This is a genomic window from Comamonas sp., from assembly GCF_036666375.1.
Lineage (GTDB): Bacteria > Pseudomonadota > Gammaproteobacteria > Burkholderiales > Burkholderiaceae_C > Comamonas.
Genome location: NZ_JAVWWA010000093.1, coordinates 3,648 through 22,576 on the forward strand (window position 1 = coordinate 3,648; position 18,929 = coordinate 22,576).

General features: G+C 66.6%; 18 protein-coding genes and 1 pseudogene. 9 read left to right on the forward strand and 10 right to left on the reverse strand.

What is annotated here, in order from left to right; translation table 11 throughout:
* Positions 1–792: IclR family transcriptional regulator domain-containing protein (locus RR928_RS19065; protein WP_332683773.1), on the reverse strand; the 792-nt coding region annotated here is incomplete at its 3' end.
* Positions 793–921: 129 nt separating this feature from the next.
* Here RR928_RS19065 and pobA point away from each other — a divergent pair.
* Complete coding sequence (pobA, locus tag RR928_RS19070; RefSeq protein WP_332683775.1) at positions 922–2,097, forward strand: 4-hydroxybenzoate 3-monooxygenase; 1,176 nt, start codon at positions 922–924, stop codon at positions 2,095–2,097.
* A 77-nt stretch (positions 2,098–2,174) separates the two neighbouring features.
* On the opposite strand, the gene RR928_RS19075 is transcribed toward pobA, so the two are convergent.
* The 3 genes from RR928_RS19075 to RR928_RS19085 form a co-directional block, all read right to left on the reverse strand.
* Positions 2,175–3,164, reverse strand: coding sequence for a TauD/TfdA dioxygenase family protein (locus RR928_RS19075; protein ID WP_332683777.1), 990 nt, complete (start codon positions 3,162–3,164; stop codon positions 2,175–2,177).
* Positions 3,165–3,189: 25 nt separating this feature from the next.
* On the reverse strand, positions 3,190–4,227 hold the full coding sequence (locus RR928_RS19080; protein WP_332534218.1) for a tripartite tricarboxylate transporter substrate binding protein: 1,038 nt from the start codon (positions 4,225–4,227) through the stop codon (positions 3,190–3,192).
* A 139-nt stretch (positions 4,228–4,366) separates the two neighbouring features.
* Positions 4,367–5,047: a GntR family transcriptional regulator gene (locus tag RR928_RS19085; RefSeq protein ID WP_332683779.1), complete on the reverse strand. Its 681-nt coding sequence runs from the start codon at positions 5,045–5,047 to the stop codon at positions 4,367–4,369.
* A gap of 106 nt (positions 5,048–5,153) precedes the next feature.
* Between RR928_RS19085 and RR928_RS19090 the strand changes: the two genes are divergently transcribed.
* The 4 genes from RR928_RS19090 (at position 5,154) to RR928_RS19105 (ending at position 8,841) form a co-directional block, all read left to right on the forward strand.
* Positions 5,154–6,134 carry a Bug family tripartite tricarboxylate transporter substrate binding protein gene (locus RR928_RS19090; RefSeq protein WP_332534221.1) on the forward strand — a complete coding sequence of 327 codons (981 nt, stop codon included), beginning with the start codon at positions 5,154–5,156 and terminating at the stop codon, positions 6,132–6,134.
* Positions 6,135–6,172: 38 nt separating this feature from the next.
* On the forward strand, positions 6,173–7,447 hold the full coding sequence (locus tag RR928_RS19095; RefSeq protein WP_332534222.1) for a glucarate dehydratase family protein: 1,275 nt from the start codon (positions 6,173–6,175) through the stop codon (positions 7,445–7,447).
* Between the two features lie 91 nt (positions 7,448–7,538).
* Complete coding sequence (locus tag RR928_RS19100; protein ID WP_332683782.1) at positions 7,539–8,306, forward strand: 2OG-Fe dioxygenase family protein; 768 nt, start codon at positions 7,539–7,541, stop codon at positions 8,304–8,306.
* Between the two features lie 97 nt (positions 8,307–8,403).
* Positions 8,404–8,841 carry a universal stress protein gene (locus RR928_RS19105; protein ID WP_087743264.1) on the forward strand — a complete coding sequence of 146 codons (438 nt, stop codon included), beginning with the start codon at positions 8,404–8,406 and terminating at the stop codon, positions 8,839–8,841.
* A 433-nt stretch (positions 8,842–9,274) separates the two neighbouring features.
* Here RR928_RS19105 and RR928_RS19110 read toward each other — a convergent pair whose 3' ends face one another.
* From RR928_RS19110 to RR928_RS19120, 3 genes are read right to left on the reverse strand one after another with little or no spacing between them, the layout of a single operon-like run.
* Entirely contained in the window at positions 9,275–10,336 is a 1,062-nt protein-coding gene (locus RR928_RS19110; protein WP_332534223.1) for a porin, read from the reverse strand.
* 42 nt (positions 10,337–10,378) lie between these two features.
* Positions 10,379–11,383 carry a Bug family tripartite tricarboxylate transporter substrate binding protein gene (locus tag RR928_RS19115; protein WP_087743268.1) on the reverse strand — a complete coding sequence of 335 codons (1,005 nt, stop codon included), beginning with the start codon at positions 11,381–11,383 and terminating at the stop codon, positions 10,379–10,381.
* A gap of 37 nt (positions 11,384–11,420) precedes the next feature.
* Entirely contained in the window at positions 11,421–12,512 is a 1,092-nt protein-coding gene (locus RR928_RS19120) for a 4-oxalomesaconate tautomerase (protein WP_087743271.1), read from the reverse strand.
* A 178-nt stretch (positions 12,513–12,690) separates the two neighbouring features.
* Here RR928_RS19120 and RR928_RS19125 point away from each other — a divergent pair, with 178 nt between their 5' ends.
* Positions 12,691–13,617, forward strand: a complete 927-nt coding sequence (locus tag RR928_RS19125; RefSeq protein WP_087748118.1) for a LysR family transcriptional regulator — start codon at positions 12,691–12,693, stop codon at positions 13,615–13,617.
* Between the two features lie 14 nt (positions 13,618–13,631).
* Here the strand turns inward: RR928_RS19125 and RR928_RS19130 are convergent, their stop codons facing one another.
* Entirely contained in the window at positions 13,632–14,456 is an 825-nt protein-coding gene (locus RR928_RS19130) for a sulfite exporter TauE/SafE family protein (RefSeq protein ID WP_332549723.1), read from the reverse strand.
* An 81-nt stretch (positions 14,457–14,537) separates the two neighbouring features.
* Entirely contained in the window at positions 14,538–14,960 is a 423-nt protein-coding gene (locus tag RR928_RS19135) for a hypothetical protein (RefSeq protein WP_332534227.1), read from the reverse strand.
* A 107-nt stretch (positions 14,961–15,067) separates the two neighbouring features.
* Between RR928_RS19135 and RR928_RS19140 the strand changes: the two genes are divergently transcribed.
* Both RR928_RS19140 and RR928_RS19145 read left to right on the forward strand, forming a co-directional pair.
* A complete protein-coding gene (locus tag RR928_RS19140) occupies positions 15,068–15,952 on the forward strand; it encodes a LysR family transcriptional regulator (RefSeq protein WP_332534229.1) in 885 nt (294 codons plus the stop codon).
* A 152-nt stretch (positions 15,953–16,104) separates the two neighbouring features.
* Positions 16,105–17,985 (forward strand): cytochrome c/FTR1 family iron permease, encoded by a 1,881-nt coding sequence (locus RR928_RS19145; protein WP_332534230.1) that lies wholly within the window; start codon positions 16,105–16,107, stop codon positions 17,983–17,985.
* 79 nt (positions 17,986–18,064) lie between these two features.
* Here RR928_RS19145 and RR928_RS24860 read toward each other — a convergent pair whose 3' ends face one another.
* Entirely contained in the window at positions 18,065–18,463 is a 399-nt protein-coding gene (locus tag RR928_RS24860; RefSeq protein ID WP_442881929.1) for a hypothetical protein, read from the reverse strand.
* Positions 18,464–18,483: 20 nt separating this feature from the next.
* Between RR928_RS24860 and RR928_RS19160 the strand changes: the two are divergent.
* Positions 18,484–18,929: pseudogene (locus RR928_RS19160) on the forward strand (MBL fold metallo-hydrolase); the annotation flags it as partial.

An 18,929-nucleotide genomic window follows, 5' to 3' on the forward strand; every position in this document is an offset into this window, starting at 1 on the left:
CGGCCGCAACTCCTGCGCCGCGTCGCGCAGCAGCGGCAGCAGATTGCGCTCCAGGGCCTGGGCCGTCATGTGCTGCGAAGACATCACGGCGTTGAGCGCGGCCACGGTCTGGCCCGCGCTGTTGCGCAGCGGCACGGCGATCGCCTGCACACCCAGCTCGTGCTCTTCCTGGGCAATGCAGTAGTCCTGGGCGCGCACCTGGTCCAGACAGGCGCGCAGCTCGGGAGGCTGGGTCAGCGTGTGCAGCGTCAGCCGGTGCAGCGTGCGGCAGGCCAGCCATTCCTCCAGCGCCTGCAAGGGCAGGGCGGCCAGCAGCACGCGGCCGGTCGACGAAGCATGCGCGGGCAGCCGGCTGCCCAGATGCACGCCGTGGGCAAACAGCTGCTGGGCCGCGCCCTGGGCCGTGCTGCGCGCGATCACCACGGTTTCGCTGCCCGCAAGAATCGCTGCGGAAAACGAGAACGCGGCCAGCGCGCTCAGGCGATTGAGCACGGGTTGCACGGTGCGCGGCAGGCGGGCGCTGGCCAGATAGCTGCCCGACAGGCCCAGCACCTTGGGCGTGAGCCAGAAATGGTGGCCGTCGGATTCAAGATAGCCCAGGTGCGCCAGCGTCAGCAGATGGCGGCGCGCGGCGGCGCGCGTGAGACCTGCGCGCTCCGCGGCCAGCGTGGCGTTGAGCCGCTGGCGCTCCGTGTCGAAGCATTCGAGCACGGCCAGGCCCTTGCCCAGGCCGGCGATGTAATCGGCCGCGGCAATGCCGGGGCCGGGCGATGAGGAAGGCAAGGGCGTCATGGGCAGGCGTGAAGTATTGCGCGATTGCCGCACATTTTGCGCGATCATCGCGCAAAAGTCGATCCCGGTTTGCGCTGGCGCAGAGCATCGCTTCTACGCTAGCGGCAAACAACTTTGGTGGAGAGACAGATGCGTACACAAGTGGCAATCATCGGCGCCGGCCCCGCAGGCCTTCTTCTGGGACAGCTGCTGTATGAAGCAGGAATCGACAACGTGATCCTCGAGCAGCGCAGTCCCGACTACGTGCTGGGCCGCATCCGCGCCGGCGTGCTCGAACAGGTCACGGTCGATCTGCTGACCCAGGCCAAGGCCGACAAGCGCATGCGCGCCGAAGGCCTGCCGCACGACGGCATCGAACTGCTGTTCGGCGGCAAGCGCCACCGCATCGACCTGCATGAACTCACGGGCGGCAAGCGCGTGATGGTCTACGGCCAGACCGAAGTCACGCGCGACCTGATGGAAGCGCGCGAACGCGCGGGCCTGCTCACGGTGTACGAAGCCCAGGACGTGACGCCGCTTGAATTCGGCAGCGAACGCCCGCGCGTGCGCTATCACAAGGACGGTGAACAGCATGAGATCAGCTGCGACTTCATTGCCGGCTGCGATGGCTTTCACGGCGTGTGCCGCGCGAGCATTCCCGCGGAAAGCATTCGCAACTACGAGAAGGTCTACCCGTTCGGCTGGCTGGGCATCCTGGCCGATGTGCCGCCGGTCTCGCATGAGCTGATCTACGCCCACACCGAGCGCGGCTTCGCCTTGTGCAGCCAGCGCAGCGCCACGCGCAGCCGCTATTACCTGCAGGTGCCGCTGACCGACAAGGTCGAGAACTGGAGCGATGAGGCGTTCTGGGATGAACTGCGCCTGCGCCTGGACCCCGAGGCGCGCGACAACCTGGTCACGGGCGCTTCGCTCGAAAAGAGCATTGCGCCGCTGCGCAGCTTCGTGTCCGAACCCATGCGCTTCGGCCGCATGTTCCTCGCCGGCGACGCGGCCCATATCGTGCCGCCCACGGGCGCCAAGGGGCTCAACCTGGCGGCCTCCGACGTGGGCTATCTGTCGAACGCGTTTGCCGAGTACTACCAGCAGCGCAGCAGCGAAGGCATAGACCGCTATTCGGAAGTCAGCCTGCGCCGCGTCTGGAAGGCCGAGCGCTTCTCGTGGTGGATGACTTCGCTGATGCACCGCTTCCCCGAGTCGGGCGACTTCGAGCGCAAGGTGCAGGAAGCCGAACTCGACTATCTGGTGCATTCGCGCGCCGGTTCGACGTCGCTGGCGGAAAACTATGTCGGCCTGCCGTTGAACTGAGCGGCTGCAAGGAAAAAAAGGCGCTGCATGCGCAGCGCCCGAATTCCCTGAGGGGAAGAGACATTCGTTGCGGCGGCTCAGTAGGCCGCACCATGTGCGGCCAGCACCGGATCGCCCTGGAGCGCCGTCGAAGCGCGGCCGTCGGCGCCCACGGGCACTTCGCCGACCAGCGTGCTGCGATAGAGCTGGCGGTCGTATTCGAGCGCGAAGATGTCCTGCGGCGCGACATGGGCCGTGGAGCGGTTGTCCCAGAAGGCAATCGAGCCGGCTTCCCATTTGAAGCGCACGGTGAATTCGCTGGCCACCGCATGTTCCCACAGCAGTTCCAGCAGAACGCGCGATTCGCGCGTGCGCAGGCCGGAGATGGTCTTGAGAAAACCCGGGCTGATGTAGAGCACCTGCTCGCCGGTCTCGGGGTGCACGGTGACCAGCGGATGCTCGCTGACCAGCGTATTGTTCTTGATCAGTTGCAGATATTCGGGCGTGGGGCTGGCGCCCGCGGGGGGGCTGAAGCGGTGCTCGCCGCGCAGGCCTTGCAGGAAAGCCTTCAACGGCTCGGACAGCGCGTCGTAGGCGGCGGCCAGATTGGTCCACTGCGTGTCGCCGCCATAGGGCGGAATGGTCACGCCGCGCAGGATGGAGGCCGCGGGCGGGTTGTGCGCGGCGGTGACGTCGGCATGCCAGCCAGTCCAGGGGCGGCGCTCGGGTTCGCTGCCATGGCTGTTGGCGCGGCGGTGCTTGGCAATCGAGTACAGCTCGGGATGGCCTTCGACATGGCCGAACACCGGATGGCCTATGGTCAGTTCGCCGAACTGGCGCGCAAACGCCACATGCTGTTCATGGCTCAGATGCTGCTCGCGAAAGAACACCACCTTCCAGCGCAGCAGCGCCGAACGGATGCTGTGCACTTCGGCCGGCGTCAGCGGCTGGCTCAGATCCACGCCGCCAATCAGCGCGCCGATATGCGCCGACTGCGGCACGGCGCTGATATGCGGCGTAGCCTGCAGCGCAGTCTCGAGACGATCGGTCAGCAACTCTTTGGCGGTGGTGTTCAAACGCATGTTCATTGTTGTCTCCTGGTTCTGGTGGTGTTCAGGGGGCTTTGGCGATCTTGCGCGGCGCGGCCGGCAGCAGTCCCAGTTCGCCGAGCAGCGCCTGATTGGTGGCTAGCTGGGCCTGCAGCAATTGCTGCGTTGCCTGCGGACCCTGGAACCAGGGCTCCCATTGGTTCAGGGCCACAAAGTCATTCCACTCACGGGTTTCCGCAACCCTGCGCAGCGCGGCTACCCAATAGGCCTTTTGCGCGGCGCTGGCGCCGGGAACGGTCATCACGCCCTGGAACGAGTCGCTGACGTAGTCGATGCCTTGCTCCTTCCAGGTCGGCGCCTGGGCGAATGCGCCGCCCAGACGCTGTTCTGCGGCAACCGCCAGCACGCGCACGCGCCCGCTTTGCAGATAGGGCAGCAGATTGGGCGTGGTCGCGGAGACCACGTCGAGGTGGCCGCCCACGAGGGCCGTCATGGACTCGGCCGAGGACTTGTAGGGCACGATGCGCAGGCCCTTGATGTCCACGCCGGCCAGCTTGAGCGGCTGGGCGACACCCAGATGGATATGGTTGCCCAGCGTGGTCGCAATGCCTATCGAATATTTGCCCGGGTCCTGCCTGAGCTGGGTGACCAGGTCCTGGGTGCTGCGCAGCGGCGAGTCGGCGCGCACCACCACCGTGACGAACTCGCGGAACAGCGTGGCCAGCGGCGTGCCTTTTTGCAGGTGGTCGGGCAGGGCGTTCTGTGCCAGGCTGTTGCCGTAGCTGGTGCTGAGCGTCATCAGCGAATGCGCGTCGCCCGGGTGGCGGTGCAGGCCTTCGAGCGCGACGATGCCATGCGCACTCGATTTGTTGCTGACGATGAAGCCGGGCGCGAGCTTTTCGCGCGTCAGCAGCTCGGTGAGCTTGCGTGCCGCGACATCGAGCGCCGCGCCCGCGCCGCTGGGCACGATGAATTCGGTCGACTTGCGCGGTTTCCAGTCGGCGTCGCCTTGCGCCTGCGCCGGCAGCCAGGCGCTGCAAGCCAGCGCCATGAGCGCGGCAAGGGCGGGGCGCAGTGACAGGGGACGGGGCGTGGTCGGCATGGCGTGGTTCCTTGGAAGGCAAGATCGCAGCTTTTTGCTGCGTTGATCTGCACTTTAGGAAGCATGGCCTGCGCGGGGAACAAAGCTTTTCGCATGAGCTTGCGCGGGAAACGTGTAAGCGCCTCTGCGCCTGGCAGTCTCAGTCGGTGATGTACTCGGGATGGCGCTGGCGGATGTCGGTGACGCGGCTGAGCGTGCCCGACAGATGCGCGCGCAGCGCGGCCTGGGCCGCGTCGGGCGCGCCGCTGGCCAGGGCTTCGACGATGCGGCGGTGGTCGCGCACCACGCGCTCGGCGTTGCCGGCAGAAGGCAGGTCGAGGCGGCGCAGCCGGTCGAGGTGGCCGCTGCGCCGGCGCACCAGCTCGTACAGATCGGGTGCGCCCGCGGCTTCGTACATGGTGCGGTGAAAGGCCTGGTCGGCGGCGATGAACTCCTCGGCGCCGCTGGTGGCCAGCGCCGCCTGGACATCGACCATGGACCGCAGGCGTGAGTGCAGCGCGCCGTCGCCGGCCAGCGCGAGCGTGCGCACCACTTCCAGTTCGATCGCGCAGCGCAGGAACTGCGCCTGCTCGGCCGAAGGCAGGTCGATGCGGCTCACGCGCGTGGCGTGCTGGGCAAAGATGTCGACCAGACCTTCCTGGCGCAACTGCATCAGCGCATCGCGCACTGGCGTCTGGCTCAGCTCGAAGCGTTCGGCGATTTCGGCGCGTGACAGGGGCGTGCCTGGCGCGAGCTCCAGGGAAATGATGGCTTCGCGCAGCCATCCGAAAACCTGCGGGGCGGCCTGGCGAGTGCGGTCGAGCTTGTGGATTGTCTTCATCGGGTGTCGCTGTATGGGCCTTGATTTTAAGGTCTTGCAGCATTGACGCGCTAATACATTAGTGCTTCAATTGGCCTGCATTTCAATAATTCCCGGAGACAAATCCATGCACCGTCGCCTTGCCCTGGTTGCTGCCGCCTGCAGCAGCCTTTGCCTTTTCGCCACCGCCGCCCATGCCGCCGACTGGCCCACGGCCAAGCCCATCACCTGGGTCGTGCCTTTTGCCCCCGGCGGATCGACCGACGTGGTGGCGCGCATGGTGGGCCACGAGCTGTCCGCGGCGCTCAAGCAGTCGGTGGTGATCGACAACCGCCCGGGCGCGGGCGGTGCGATCGGCGTGCAGGCCGTGGCGCGTTCGCCGGCCGATGGCTATACGCTGATCGGCGGAACGATCAGCACGCATGCGATCAACTCCGCGCTCTACAAGAAGCTGCCATACGACCCGGTCAAGGACTTCGAGCCCGTGACGCTGATCGCCTATGTGCCCAACGTGCTGATGGTCAACAGTTCGCTGGGCATCAACACCGTGCAGGAACTGGTCGCTTGGATCCGCAAGAACCCGGAAAAGGCGTCCTACGCATCCTCGGGCGCGGGCACCTCGACCCATCTGACCGGGGCGCAGATGGCCGAACTGCTCAAGGTGCCCATGCAGCACATCGCCTACAAGGGCAGCCCGCAGGCGCTGCAGGACGTGGCCGCGGGCAATGTACCTTTTCTTTTCGACCAGCTCACGGCCGGACTGCCGCTGGTCAAGGCCGGCAAGCTCAAGTTTCTCGCCGTGACGACCAAGACGCGTTCGCCTCTGGCCCCCGATGTGCCCACCACGGCGGAAGCGGGCTTCCCGGGCCTGGATCTGGTGTCCTGGCAGGCGGTCTACGCCCCCAAGGGCACGCCCAAGGATGTCGTGAGCCGGCTCAACACCGAAGTCGTCAAGGCCCTGAAGTCGCCCGAACTCAAGGGCAAGCTCGAGACGCAGTTCGGCATGCAGGTGGTGGGCAGCACGCCGGCCGAGCTCGCTGCCGTGACAGCGGCCGACATGGCGCGCCTGGGTGAGTTGGTCCGCAAGACCGGAGCCACCACCGAGTAACGCTTGGACAGACACAGCAACCGAGACACCACAGAACCATGGCACGCGACACCACCATCACCCACGTCCGTATAACTCCCATCGCTTTTCGCGACGGACCGCTGCTCAACGCGGCCGGAATCCACGAACCCTGGGCACTGCGGGCCATCGTCGAGATCGAGACCAGCGACGGCCGCATAGGCATCTCCGAGACCTATGGCGACGAGCCCATGCTCAAGGTGCTGGAGCAGGCCAGGCCGCTGCTGATCGGCCTGTCGCCGTTTGCGCTCAACACCATGGAGGAGCGCGTGCGCGCCACCATCACGGCCGTGCCCGGCGCGGTGGAGTTCGAGCTGGCGCCCGGCTCGCATGCGGCCAAGAACGCGCCCAAGGTGATCAGCACCTTCGAAGTCGGCATGCTCGACCTGCAAGGCCAGATCGTCGGCGCCCCCGTGGTCGATCTGCTGGGCGGCGCGGTGCGCAAGTCCGTGCCCTACAGCGCCTATCTGTTCTTCAAATATGCGGAGCATATCGGCCAGCCCTATGCGCCCGACGCCTGGGGCGAAGGCATCAGCCCCGAACAGATCGTCGAGCAGGCGCGGCGCATGATCGGGCTCTATGGCTTCCAGAGCATCAAGCTCAAGGGCGGGGTGTTCGAGCCAGCACACGAAGTGGCCTGCATGCAGGCGCTGGCCAAGGCCTTCCCGGGGCTGCCGCTGCGCCTGGACCCGAACGCCAACTGGTCGCTGGCCGCGAGCATTGCCGCCGCACCCGCGCTCGATGAAATCCTCGAGTACTACGAGGACCCGACTCCCGGCCTCGAAGGCATGGCCGAACTGGCAAAGCACACCAAGCTGCCCCTGGCGACCAACATGGTGATCACCACCATGGAAGACTTCCGCAAGGGCTGCGAGATGGGCTCGGTCAAGGTGTTGCTGTCGGACCACCATTACTGGGGCGGCCTGCGCGCCACGCAGACGCTGGCGCGCATGTGCCGGCTCTGGGGTCTGGGCATGTCGATGCACTCGAACTCGCATCTGGGCATCAGCCTGATGGCCATGACCCATGTCGCGGCCAGCGTGCCCAATCTGACCTATGCCTGCGACACCCACTATCCCTGGCAGGAGGAGGAAGTCGTCAAGGGCGGACGCATACGCTTCGAGCAGGGTTCGGTGGTCGTGCCCACGACGCCTGGCCTGGGCGTGGAGCTGGACCGCGAGGCGCTGGCCACGCTGCATGCGCAGTATCTGGAATGCGGCGTGCGCAATCGCGACGATCTGCAACAGATGCGGCGTTACGACCCCTCGTTCACAGGTAAGACGCCGCGCTTTTGACCCGGCGCTCGGGCTGGGCGCTTGCGTTGGCGCAAAAAAGTGTGGGGCGTTGGCGCCAGCACCCGGGCCGCGGCGTTAAGCTCGGGAATCTATGACGAACGTCACTTTTCCACCCCCGTACATCCACCCCGACCAGGCGGCCAGCCAGCTGCGCAGCCAGGGGTATGCCGTTTTGTCTCCCGCCGACGTCGCGGCCTGGATCGGTGCGACGCCGGCGCAGCTGCAGACGCTCGCCGACGACTGGTCCGATCTGCCGCCCGACGAGCATCTCAAGGACGGCGGTCGTTACCGGCGCCGCCGCCACTCGTGCTTCATCGCCGAGGACGGGCAGCTGGAGCAGGTCGCGCACCGCGCGCACTGGCAGCCGGTGGAGTACAACGCGCTGCACGGCGGCATGCTGCGCATGTTCGCGCCCATGCATGAGCATGTCGTGGCCCAGCCCGCATGGCGCAAGCTGCTGATACAGCTCGGTCACCTGTCGGACCAGGTGTTTCGCCTGCACGCGCCGCCCGCGCCCTGGTTCATCGAATCGCACCAGTTCCGCATCGACACCACGCATGGCATTGGCCGGCCCACGCCCGAAGGCGCGCACCGCGACGGCGTCGATCTGGTGGCGGTGTTTCTGGTCGGCCGCGAGAACGTGAAAGGCGGCGAGACCCGCGTTTTCGAAGCTTCGGGACCGCAAGGCCAGCGCTTCACGCTGACCGAACCCTGGTCGCTGATGCTGCTCGACGACGCGCGCATGATCCATGAGACCACGCCCATTCAGCCCGTGGCAGATGGCGGCTATCGTGATACGCTGGTGGTCACCTGCCGCCGCGGTGGTTTTCAGGGCGCGCAATTCGATGAACCCGCGTGACTTGACAACTATCAATGCCTGCGGCCTGGTGGCATGCCACACTGCAGTCATTGGGCCCGCGCTGCGGCCTGTCGTGTTCATCTAGAGGAGAGACATTATGTTCAAGCACATTCTGGTTCCGGTCGACGGCTCGTCCACATCGCTGCTCGCGGTCTCCAAGGCCGCTGAACTGGCCAAGGTCTTCGGCAGCAGCGTGACCGCTGTCTATGTGGTCGATCCCTATCCTTTCACCGGCGTGGGCGCCGACTTCGCCTACGGCCAGGCCCAGTACCTGAGCGCGGCCACGGCCGAAGCCAACACAGCGCTCGAAGCCGTGCGCAAGATCATGGACGAATCCGGCCTGGCGGTGAATACCGTGGTCGGCGAGGGCCATGCGGTGCATGAAGGCATCGTGCGCGTGGTGGAAAATACGGGCGCCGACCTGATCGTCATCGGCTCGAACGGCCGCCGCGGCCTCGAAAAGCTGATGCTGGGCAGCGTGACCCAGCGCGTGCTGCGTTCGGTCCATATCCCGGTGCTGGTCGTCAAGCCTTGATGGCGGCGTTGCGCCCATGAAAAAGCCGCTGGGAACAGCGGCTTTTTTGTGGGCAGGGGGTTTGGGAGCAACAACGGGCCTAAATCCCCCGTTCGTCCTGAGCGAGGTAAGCAAGCCGAGGTCTCGCAAGGCGTCAAAAAGAAACAGCGGGCTTTATCCCCCGTTCGTCATGAGCCTGCCTCGCCGGCCGCGTCGAAGGATGAACGACCCGCGCTCAAGTCATGAGGACGGGGCGTTCATGGTGCGACGCGCCCGGCCAGGGAAGCTCACCACGAACGGTTTGGAAGCGCTCGTCGCTGTTTGTCCCAATAGACCGCCTTCTAAGTCATTGATTTATTTGGAAAAAGCTGTTTCTTGAGAGCCTGCCTCGCCGGCCGGGTCGAAGGATGAACGGCCTGCGCTCAAGCCGTGAGGCCGGCACCCGCCAACAGACTCAGAACGAATGCACCACGCCCGCCGACAGACCCGTGGCGCGCGCCTTGTTGGCCGCGCCCTGGAAGCCATGGCGCCAGCGCGTGTTGTCGACCTCGGCGTAGAGCTTGGTGCGGCGCGAGAGCTTGTATTCGGCAAAGGCCACGAGGCGGCCGTAGCCGTCGTCGGCGGCGCCGGTGCGCGTGCGGTCCACCTTGTAGTAGGCGGCCGTGAGGTCGGTCTGACCGCTCACCGCCCAGGTCGCGCCCGCGGACAGCATGCGCTGTACGGTGTGCTGGTTGGCCGCGGTTTCGGCCTTGCTGCGCCCGGCATTGGCCGCGAGCCGCAGCTTGCCCCACTGGTAGGCCGCACCCAGCGTCGCGCCATCAAGCTCGCGCTGGTTGAGGTCCTTGAACGTCTGGAACGCGCCCGATACCGTCAAGCCGTCGGCCGCATAGGCCAGGCCCAGGCCGCGTGACGACAGCGCGCCGCTTTGCCCCGCGACCTCGCCCAGACCCAGCATGGCGCGCGCCGTCAGGCCACCCCAGCGGCCCGTGTATTTGAGCGAATTGTCGAGGCGGTACGAGCCCGAAGTCGAGCCCGCGCTGCCGAACTGGATGCCCAGGCCATGCTGGCTCAGCGCCGCCACGCCGATGCTGGGGTTGAAGCCCGCAAAGCGCATGGCCAGCGGATCGACGGGCGAGACCGCGTCGGCCAGCGTGGTCGTCTGGCGGCCCAGTGCCAGCGTACCCCAGCCGCCCTGCAGCCCAACCCATGATGCGCGGTCGAAGTACTTGCTGGCGTTGGCCGATGTGCCGGTGTCGGCGTTGATGCCGCTTTCCAGCTGGAACAGCGCTTTTGTGCCGCCGCCCAGGTCTTCGCTGGCGCGGATTCCCCAGCGGCTGGTGGTATTGATTCCGCTGCCCAGACTGCTGGTCGAAGCGGCCGCGGGCGCGTTGCCGGCCGTCAGGCCGCTGCCGTGGCGCGCGCCCAGGTCAACGATGCCGTACAGCGTGACGCTGCTGGTCTGCGCCGTGACGCAGGTGCTGGCGAGCAGGGCGCACAGCGTGGCTATGGTTTTCATTCTTGTCTCCCTCTTGTTGAAATGTGAAATGGCGCAGCGTCTTCAATCGGGCGTGAGCTGGGCCTTGAGCACCACGCCCTTCCACTTGGCGATCTCCTGGCGCACGGTCTGGCCCAACTGCTCGGGGGTGCTGCTGTCGACCACCGCGCCCTGCTCCTCGATGCGGCGCACCACGTCCTTGTCGGCAAGCGCGGCATTCAGGGCCTTGTTGAGCTGGTCGACCACGGGGCGCGGCGTCTTGCCCGGCGCGAACATCGCGTACCACTGCGTGACTTCCACGCCCTTGATGCCGGCTTCCGCGAGCGTAGGCACATCGGGCAGCAGCGACGAGCGCTTGGAGCCGGCGATCGCCAGCGCGCGCAGCTTGCCGCTCTTGACATGGGTATAGGCGGAAAACAGGCTGGGGAACATGACCTGGGTCTGGCCGGCCATGGTGTCGTTCATCGCGGGCGCCGCGCCGCGGTAGGGCACATGCGCCATCTGCGCGCCGCTTTCGAGCTTGAAGATCTCGGCCGTGAAATGCGGCGCCGTGCCGTTGCCGGCCGAGGCGTAGTTGTAGTCCTGGGGCTTGGCCTTGGTCAGTGCGACCAGTTCGGCCACCGTCTTCACCGGCACCTTGGGGTTGACCACCATCAGCGTGGCCGAATAGCTGACCATGCCTATGGGCTCGAACTGCGTGATCGGGTCGTAGCGCAGCTTCTGCAGCGCCGGGCTCATGCCGTGCGTGCCGATGTAGCCGAAAAGAATGGTGTGGCCGTCAGGCGTGGCGCGCGCCACATGTTCGGCCGCGATCGCGCCGTTGGCACCCGCCTTGTTGTCGACGATCACCTGCTGGCCCAGCAGGCCAGACATCTTCTGCGCCACGACGCGCGCCATGGCGTCGTTGCCGCCGCCGGCAGCCGTGGGCACGACCAGGGTGATGGCCTTTTCGGGAAAGGCCGCGTGGGCCAGGGGCGTGAGCCAGGGCGCGCAGGCGGCGATGAGCGCGGCCGAGGCCAGCAGTGAACGGCGCGAAAGGCACGAGGAATAGGCGTTGGATTTTTTCATTTTTTGTCTCCTGTCTTGGAAGGCTTGAGTCTTGGAATCATTCGGTCAATGCGTGTTCTGCAACGTACAGCGTGCCCTCCAGGATCTTGCGTGCGGTGCGCACCAGCGCGGCCTGCACGAGTTTGAATTGGCCGTCGACTTCGCTGAGTTCGACGTCCACATGAATGCGGCCCGCGGGATGCAGCACCTCGACGCGGCGCGTGCCCGCGCTCGCGGCCTGGAAGCTGTCGGTGATCACCGTGCCCGGCAGCACATGGGCCGCGGCGACGCCTATGGCCCCGGTCACGGCATGCGAGCGGTGGCAGCGCAGCGGCGTGAAGTAGCGCGAGACCACGCTGCCCGCCTGCGCGCCCGGCGACACGATCACCGGCTTGGGCAGCACGCTGTTCGAGACATCGCCCATGCCCATGCGCAGTCCGGCTTCGCGGCGCAGCGATTCGAGCCTGGCCAGCAGTGCCGTATCGGCGTCGAGCTGGGCCGGCGTCTCGTCGCCGCGCAGGCCCAGGTCGGCGGCGCGCACCAGCACCATCACCTGCGCGGCGTCTATGCAGGTGACCTGCAGGCCCTGGATGGTGTCCACGCGCTGGCCCGTGGGGAAGATCTGGCCCGTGACCGCGCCCCAGGCGTCGAGGAAGTTCATCAGCACCGGTGCGGCCGTGCCCTGCACGCCGTCGATGTGCACGTCACCGTCGTACTGCACGCGCCCGCCGGCGGTGCAGACCTGGACATTGATGCGCGAACGCGTGTTGACGTTGTAGACACGCACCGTCGTGGTCGGGCTGTCGGCCGCGGCGGGCACCAGCCCCTGCTCGATGGCGAACGGGCCGACACCGGCGAGCATGTTGCCGCAGTTGGGCCGGGTGTCGACGCGCGCCTCCTCGACGCTGACTTGGGCGAACAGGTAGTCGACGTCGCAGTCGGTATGCACCGACTTCGAGACGATCGCCACCTTGCTGGTCAGCGAGTTGCCGCCGCCCAGTCCGTCGACCTGCAGTTCGTGGGGCGAGCCAAGTGCCGCGATCAGCGTGCGGTCACGCGCCGCGGGGTCGCCGGGCAGCCAGTCGGCGAGGAAGAACGGACCCCGGGAGGTGCCGCCACGCATCAGTACGCAAGGAAGGTTGTAGCTCATGGGTTCGCATGGTGCGACGCTTGCGATCTTCTGTGAATTGCATTGTTGGCAATGATTGATGCACCAGGCGCAATAGCCTTCCAGCCCATTTACATGGTGAAATCGCCTGCGTGAATTGCAATGTTCTCAACGTTTGATGCATCCCATGCATCAGAGAAATGCCTTGAAAGCGATCGCCATGAACAATAAATTCGACCTCGGTGACATCCAGGCCTTCGCGGCCGTAGCCGAGCTGCAGAGCTTTCGCGCCGCGGCCGAGTCCATCCATCTGTCCCAGCCCGCGTTCAGCCGCCGCATCGACAAGCTGGAAGAAGCACTGGGCGTGCGCCTGCTCGATCGCACCACGCGCCGCGTGACGCTCACGGCCGTGGGGCGCGACTTCGCGCGCAAGACGCGCGTCTGGCTCGACGATCTCGACGGCATGCTGATGGGCCTGGGCGATGTGGCCGCGCGGCGCATGGGCGAAGTGACGATTGCCTGCGTGCCTTCGGCCGTCTATTACTTCCTGCCGCAGGTGGTCAAGCGCTACCACGAGCGCTTTCCCCGGATCCGCGTGAAGGTGCACGACGCGAGTGCGAACGAAGTGCTGGTGGCCGTGGCGCAAGGCGATGCCGATTTCGGCCTCAACTTCATCGGTAGCCAGGAGTCCGAGATCGAGTTCAAGCCCGTGCTGGCCGAGCGCTTTGTCGCCGCCTGCCGGCGCGACCATGTGCTGGCCAGGCGCAAGAAAGTCACCTGGGCCGAACTCGGTCAGCACGATTTCATGTCGGTGGGCAAGACCTCGGGCAACCGCCTGCTGATGGACCTGGCGCTGGCGAATGTGCCCGACCGGCCGCAATGCCTCTATGAGGCCAAGCATGTGACCACGCTGCTGGGACTGGTCGAGGCCGGTCTGGGCGTGGCCGCTGTTCCCAGCCTGGCGATGCCGGGCAAGGACCACCCGACGCTGGTGAGCATTCCGCTGGTCGAGCCCATCGTCACGCGCCAGATGGGCCTGATCAAGCGCCGTGGCAGGTCGCTGTCACCCGCGGCCCAGCAACTGTACGACCTGCTGGTGGAGACGCGCTCGGCGCGCATTCGCCGCTCGCCCAAGCGGGCCGAGTAGGCGCGGCCCGGCGCTCAGCCGCCCGACAGGCTCGTGTAAAGCATATAGGTCGCCAGGCTGGCCAGCAGCAGCGCAAAAACCTTCTTCAACGCTGCCACGTTCAGCGCGTGCGCCGCCCGTGCACCCAGCGGGGCGGTGCAGACGCTGCACAGCACGATCAGCACCAGCGCCGGCAGATAGAAATATCCCCAGCTGCCGGCCGCCGGGGCAGGCAGGCCCCAGCCGCCCACGACATAGCCCAGCACATTCGCCACGGCGATGGGAAAGCCGAGTGCGGCGCTGGTCGCGATGGCCTGGTGCATGGGCACATTGCAGCGCGTCATATAGGGCACCGACAGGAAACCGCCGCCCGCGCCCACCAGCCCCGAGATGAAACCAATGGCGCCGCCCATGGCGCTCAGGCCCAGCGGCCCATGCACGTCCTGGCGCGCGCTGGCCGTTCTTGCCGCGCCCTTGAACATGCGCCATGCGGAGTAGCCGACGAAGGCGGCGAAGAACAGGCCCAGCGCCAGACCCTTGATGAAAGTGAACGCACCCGCGCCGGCCAGCAGCCCGCCGCCCACGATGCCCGGCACCAGGCCGCGCACGATGCGCCAGCGCACGGCGCCGCGCCGGTGGTGTGCCCAGACGCTGGACAGCGAAGTGAACAGGATGGTCGCCATCGCGGTCGCGATCGCCATCTTGATGGCGATGTCGCCGCTCACGCCCTGCTTGCCGAGAATGAACACCAGGCAGGGCACGAGCACCATGCCGCCGCCAACGCCCAGCAGGCCGGCGAGAAAGCCGCTGCCCAGGCCTATGGTCAGCAGCATCACGATCAATGCGATATCCAGGTTCACGGCAGCGCTCTCCGGCAGGCAGTCAAGTGCGCTGGACGGTGGTCCAGCGCTTGGCTCACTGTAGCGCAGCTGCCGGCGATGTCAGCGCAGTGGCGCTGCGTCCGCGTGGCCGGCCACGCGCGCATTGCCGGGGCGGCGGCGCTTGAGCACGGCGATCAGCACATGGGCGCCGATGGTCAGGGCCAGCAGCGTCAGCGCGCCCAGACCCCATATCACCCAGGCCAGCACCGAGACGGCGCCCGACAGGAACGGCACGGTTTCCAGCGCGGCCTGCACCATCGGGCCCAGCGAGGCGATCATGGATTGCAGGGCCTGGGCCAGCTCCGGCGGAATCCAGAAGTTGATCCATTCGGGCCACAGCGACGCGCCCAGCGCGGCGCTGCCGCCCGCGAGTGCGCCCGCGCTGGCCACGGCCCATACAGTGACTGCGTGCAGGCCCCAGCAGGCCAGCGACCACAGCGCCAGCAGCGCGAAAGAGAGAAACCAGGCAAGTGCGTAGAACATGGAATGGGAAATTCTGAAAATGGCAATGTGGAAGTATGGCCAAATCGGAGGTTGCAAAACACCAGGTTCAGCCGAATCAGGTATTCGGTTTTTACGAAATGACGACCATGCTGAATTTTCGCCATCTGTACTATTTCTGGCTGGTGGCGAAGGAGGGCGGCTTTGCGCGCGCCGCCGACCGCCTGGGAATGGCCGTGCAGACCATCAGCGTGCAGGTGCGCGAACTGGAAAAGGACCTGGGCCACCAGCTGCTCAAGCCCGCGGGCCGTGGCGTCGCCTTGACCGCGGCCGGCCAGGCCGCGTATGCGCGCGCCGAACAGATCTTCGCGCTGGGCCAGGGCATTGCCGAGGAAGTGCGCGCCGCCGGCAGCGCGCCGCTGGCACGGCTGTCGGTGGGGCTGTCGGACGGCATTTCCAAGCTCGCGGCCCATGCCTTGCTCGAGCCCATACTCGCGACGCCCCGGCTGCGCCTCGTATGCCATGAAGGCGAACTCGACGAACTGCTGTCCGAGCTGGCGCTGCACGAGCTCGATGTGGTGCTCGCGGGCCAGGCCGCGCCGCGCAATGTGAACCAGCGCCTGTCCAGCGAACGCATCGCGCGCTCGGCGCTGCATTGGTATGGCCCGGCCTCACTCGTCAGAAAGTCCACGCGCGAACGCTTTCCGCAGTCGCTGCAGGATCTGCCCGTGCTGCTGCCCACGGCCCATTCGCCGCTGCGCGCCACGCTCGACAGCTGGTTCGAGGACCTCGGGGTGCAGCCGCGCATCGTGGGTGAATTCGAAGACAGCGCGCTGCTCGCGGTATTCGCCGCGCGCGGCCTGGGGGTGTTCCCCGTGAGCGAGCTCGGCGCCAAGGACGTGGGCCTGGTGCGCGGCCTGCGCCTGCTGGGTGAATGCCCTGATCTGCACGAGGAAGTGCATGCGATCTGGTCGCGCCGCGGGCGCGATCATCCGCTGGTGCGGCAGATCGTGGCTGCGGCGCAGTGCGCATGACGCGGCCTTGCCAGCGCCGGACTGCTTGCAGCGGGCCGCCGCGTTGACACCAGGCTTTTGCAATCGAAACTAGAATCGTTATCTTTTACGAGTCTCGTTTTATGGTGTTTCCATCGTGGTTTCGGGTCTGCGCTTCGCTTGTCTGTGCGCTGATGCTGTCCCTTGCTGCCGCGGCACATGCGGGCGAGGCCGATGTCCGCCGCATCTGGCAACTGCTCGATTACCTTGCTGTCGACTATCCGGGGGCAGTCAAGGACGGCGCGGTGATCAATGCGTCGGAGTTCGAGGAGATGCGCGAGTTCGCAAGGACGGGCCAGGCAAAGCTCGCCGCGCTCGAGCCCCACGCCGAGCAGGCCGCGCTGCTCGCCCAGGCGCAGGCGCTGTCCGATGCCATCGAGGCGAAGAAGCCTGCCGCGCAGGTCGCGACTCTGGCCAAGGCGCTGGCCAATCATCTGCTCGCGGCCTACCCTGTGCCGTCCTCTCCGGCAAGCGCTCCGCTGGTGGCCCGGGCGGCGGCGCTCTACCAGGCGCAGTGCGCGGCCTGCCATGGCACGAGCGGCGCTGGCGACGGCCCCGCGGGGCTGCAGCTGGAGCCGCGCCCCGTGGCCTTCACCGACCAGGACCGGGCGCGCGAACGCAGCACGTTTGCGCTCTACCAGGCCATCTCCCAGGGCATAGAAGGCACGGCCATGCCGGGCTTCGGCACGATCTCCGAATCCGACCGCTGGGCGCTGGCGTTCTTTGTAGGGCAGTTCGCCCATGGCGCGGCCGAAGTCAAAGCCGGCGAAAAGGTCTGGCGCGAGAATGCCGCGGTGCGCGCCCAGCTCACCAGCCTGGATGCGCTGTCGCGCACCACGCAGTCTGAACTGGCCGCGCAGGTGGGCGAAGCCCCCGCGGCGGCGGCCATGGCCTATCTGCATTCGCATCCCGAGGCTGTGGTGCAGAAGCTGGGCATGGGTTTCGATGTGGCCCGCCAGAAGCTGGCGCAAAGCGTTCAGGCCTATGAAAAGGGCGAAGCTGCGCGCGCGACGGATCTCGCGCTGTCGGCCTATCTGGACGGCGTGGAACCCATAGAGCCCACGCTGGCCACGCGCGACGCCGCGTTGATGGGCCGCATAGAGACCGCGATGGGCCACTACCGCTCGTTGCTGTCCGGCAAGGCCTCGATGCCGGAACTGCAGGCGCAGCTCGACACCATCGACGGCCTGTTCCACGAAGCAGATACCTTGCTTGGATCGAGCGCCGATGCCACGGCGGCCTTCCTCGGCAGCTTTACCATCCTGGTGCGCGAAGGGCTGGAAGCGCTGCTGGTGGTCGTCGCCATGCTCGCGTTTCTGCGCAAGGCCGAGCGCGGCGACATGCTGCGCTATGTACATGCGGGCTGGGTCGGCGCGCTGGCCATGGGCGCGGTGACCTGGGCGATAGCTACCTACTTTGTGAGCATCAGTGGCGCCAGCCGCGAAGTCACCGAAGGGCTTTCTTCGCTCTTTGCCGCCGTCGTGCTGCTGAGCGTGGGCATGTGGATGCACCAAAAGAGCATGGCCGGCGCATGGCAGCAGTACCTGCACGACAAGCTGTCCACGGCCTTGAGCCGCAGGTCCGCCTGGTTCATGTTCGGCTTGTCGTTCATTGCCGTCTACCGCGAAGTGTTTGAAACCATATTGTTCTACGCCGCGCTGTGGGAGCAGGGCAATCACGATGCCGTGCTGGGCGGTCTGGTCAGCGGCGCCGTGGTGCTGGCCATCATTGCGCTGGCGCTGCTGCGCTTCAGCGCGCGACTGCCCATAGGCAAATTCTTCACCTGGAGTTCCGCGCTGGTCGCGCTGCTGGCGGTGGTGCTTACCGGCAAGGGCATTGCCGCGCTGCAGGAAGCGGGTTGGCTGGGCGCAGCGTCATTCAGCGGCCCACGCATAGACCTTCTGGGCATTTATCCTTCACTGCAGGGCGTGTTTGCCCAACTGCTGATGGCGGCGCTGGTGATCTCGGGCTTCTGGTGGAATGCGCGCGTGGCGGCGCGGAAGGCGCGCGTGTAGCGCTGCGCCACGGGCGCCCCGGCATGGTCTGGGGCGCTGGCCCAGCGGCTGCGACCCAGATGGGGCGTTGACATGGTTTTCAGCGCAGCGCAATGGTGTTGCATCCGGCCAGCGCCGTGTGCGGCTGGTGGCTGAGCGCGCTCATCGTGGTGCTTGGCAAGCGCGCATGCAGCACCGCCGCTTCGGTTTTCTTGTCCAGCGCTGACGTGCTTTCGTCCAGAAACATCAAGGGGCGACCACGACGGTGTTCGCGCCGGCCGGCACAGCCGCGCCGGTGATCGCGCGCCTCCATCGCGAGATCAACAAGGCCTTGCAGCACGCCGATATCGTGGCCCTGGGTGAAAAGCTCGGTGCTACGCTGGTGGGCGGCACGCCCGGTCAGTTGGGCGCGCTGCAGAAATCCGACTCCGTCAAATGGGCCGAAGTCATTCGCAAGGGTGGTATCAAGGCCGATTGAGCGCGGGTCGAAAGACACCATTCAACCAGGAGACAGGCTTCATGACTTTTCAGCCACAACGAGTCGCCGGGCTGTGCCTGCTGGCCGGCATCACCGCTTTGTGGGGCTGCGCCGGCCCGGCGCGCCAGGCGCAAGCGCCTTCCGAGGCCAGTGTCGCCGCGCATGTGCAGGCCGCGACGCAGGCCGCGGGCAGCGATCTGCGCGAAGTGCTGACGCTTTGCAAGCCCGCGCCGGCGACGCGCGCGGCGCAGGACGCCATGGACAAGGGCCTGCGCGCGCTGATCAACAAGCCCGCGCCGCCGCCGGGCCGGGCTTTCGACAATCTCTATTTCGTTGGCGGCGACTGGTCCAGCGCCTGGGCCATCGATACGCCCGAAGGCATCATTCTCATCGATGCGCTCAATACCCAGATGGAAGCCGCGGCGCTGATCGAGGGCGGGTTGCGCAAGCAGGGGCTGGATCCGGCGCGCATTCGCTACATCATCGT

What these genes read in the sequence shown, in the direction of transcription:
- pobA (WP_332683775.1), top strand. Translation starts at nt 922, where the DNA reads ATGCGTACACAAGTGGCAATCATCGGCGCCGGCCCCGCAGGCCTTCTT.
- RR928_RS19080 (WP_332534218.1), bottom strand. Translation starts at nt 4,227, where the DNA reads ATGCCGACCACGCCCCGTCCCCTGTCACTGCGCCCCGCCCTTGCCGCG.
- RR928_RS19135 (WP_332534227.1), bottom strand. Translation starts at nt 14,960, where the DNA reads ATGTTCTACGCACTTGCCTGGTTTCTCTCTTTCGCGCTGCTGGCGCTG.
- RR928_RS19090 (WP_332534221.1), top strand. Translation starts at nt 5,154, where the DNA reads ATGCACCGTCGCCTTGCCCTGGTTGCTGCCGCCTGCAGCAGCCTTTGC.
- RR928_RS19120 (WP_087743271.1), bottom strand. Translation starts at nt 12,512, where the DNA reads ATGAGCTACAACCTTCCTTGCGTACTGATGCGTGGCGGCACCTCCCGG.
- RR928_RS19085 (WP_332683779.1), bottom strand. Translation starts at nt 5,047, where the DNA reads ATGAAGACAATCCACAAGCTCGACCGCACTCGCCAGGCCGCCCCGCAG.
- RR928_RS19105 (WP_087743264.1), top strand. Translation starts at nt 8,404, where the DNA reads ATGTTCAAGCACATTCTGGTTCCGGTCGACGGCTCGTCCACATCGCTG.
- RR928_RS19145 (WP_332534230.1), top strand. Translation starts at nt 16,105, where the DNA reads ATGCTGTCCCTTGCTGCCGCGGCACATGCGGGCGAGGCCGATGTCCGC.
- RR928_RS19075 (WP_332683777.1), bottom strand. Translation starts at nt 3,164, where the DNA reads ATGAACATGCGTTTGAACACCACCGCCAAAGAGTTGCTGACCGATCGT.
- RR928_RS19100 (WP_332683782.1), top strand. Translation starts at nt 7,539, where the DNA reads ATGACGAACGTCACTTTTCCACCCCCGTACATCCACCCCGACCAGGCG.
- RR928_RS19095 (WP_332534222.1), top strand. Translation starts at nt 6,173, where the DNA reads ATGGCACGCGACACCACCATCACCCACGTCCGTATAACTCCCATCGCT.
- RR928_RS19115 (WP_087743268.1), bottom strand. Translation starts at nt 11,383, where the DNA reads ATGAAAAAATCCAACGCCTATTCCTCGTGCCTTTCGCGCCGTTCACTG.
- RR928_RS24860 (WP_442881929.1), bottom strand. Translation starts at nt 18,463, where the DNA reads ATGGTGTCTTTCGACCCGCGCTCAATCGGCCTTGATACCACCCTTGCG.
- RR928_RS19140 (WP_332534229.1), top strand. Translation starts at nt 15,068, where the DNA reads ATGCTGAATTTTCGCCATCTGTACTATTTCTGGCTGGTGGCGAAGGAG.
- RR928_RS19125 (WP_087748118.1), top strand. Translation starts at nt 12,691, where the DNA reads ATGAACAATAAATTCGACCTCGGTGACATCCAGGCCTTCGCGGCCGTA.
- RR928_RS19110 (WP_332534223.1), bottom strand. Translation starts at nt 10,336, where the DNA reads ATGAAAACCATAGCCACGCTGTGCGCCCTGCTCGCCAGCACCTGCGTC.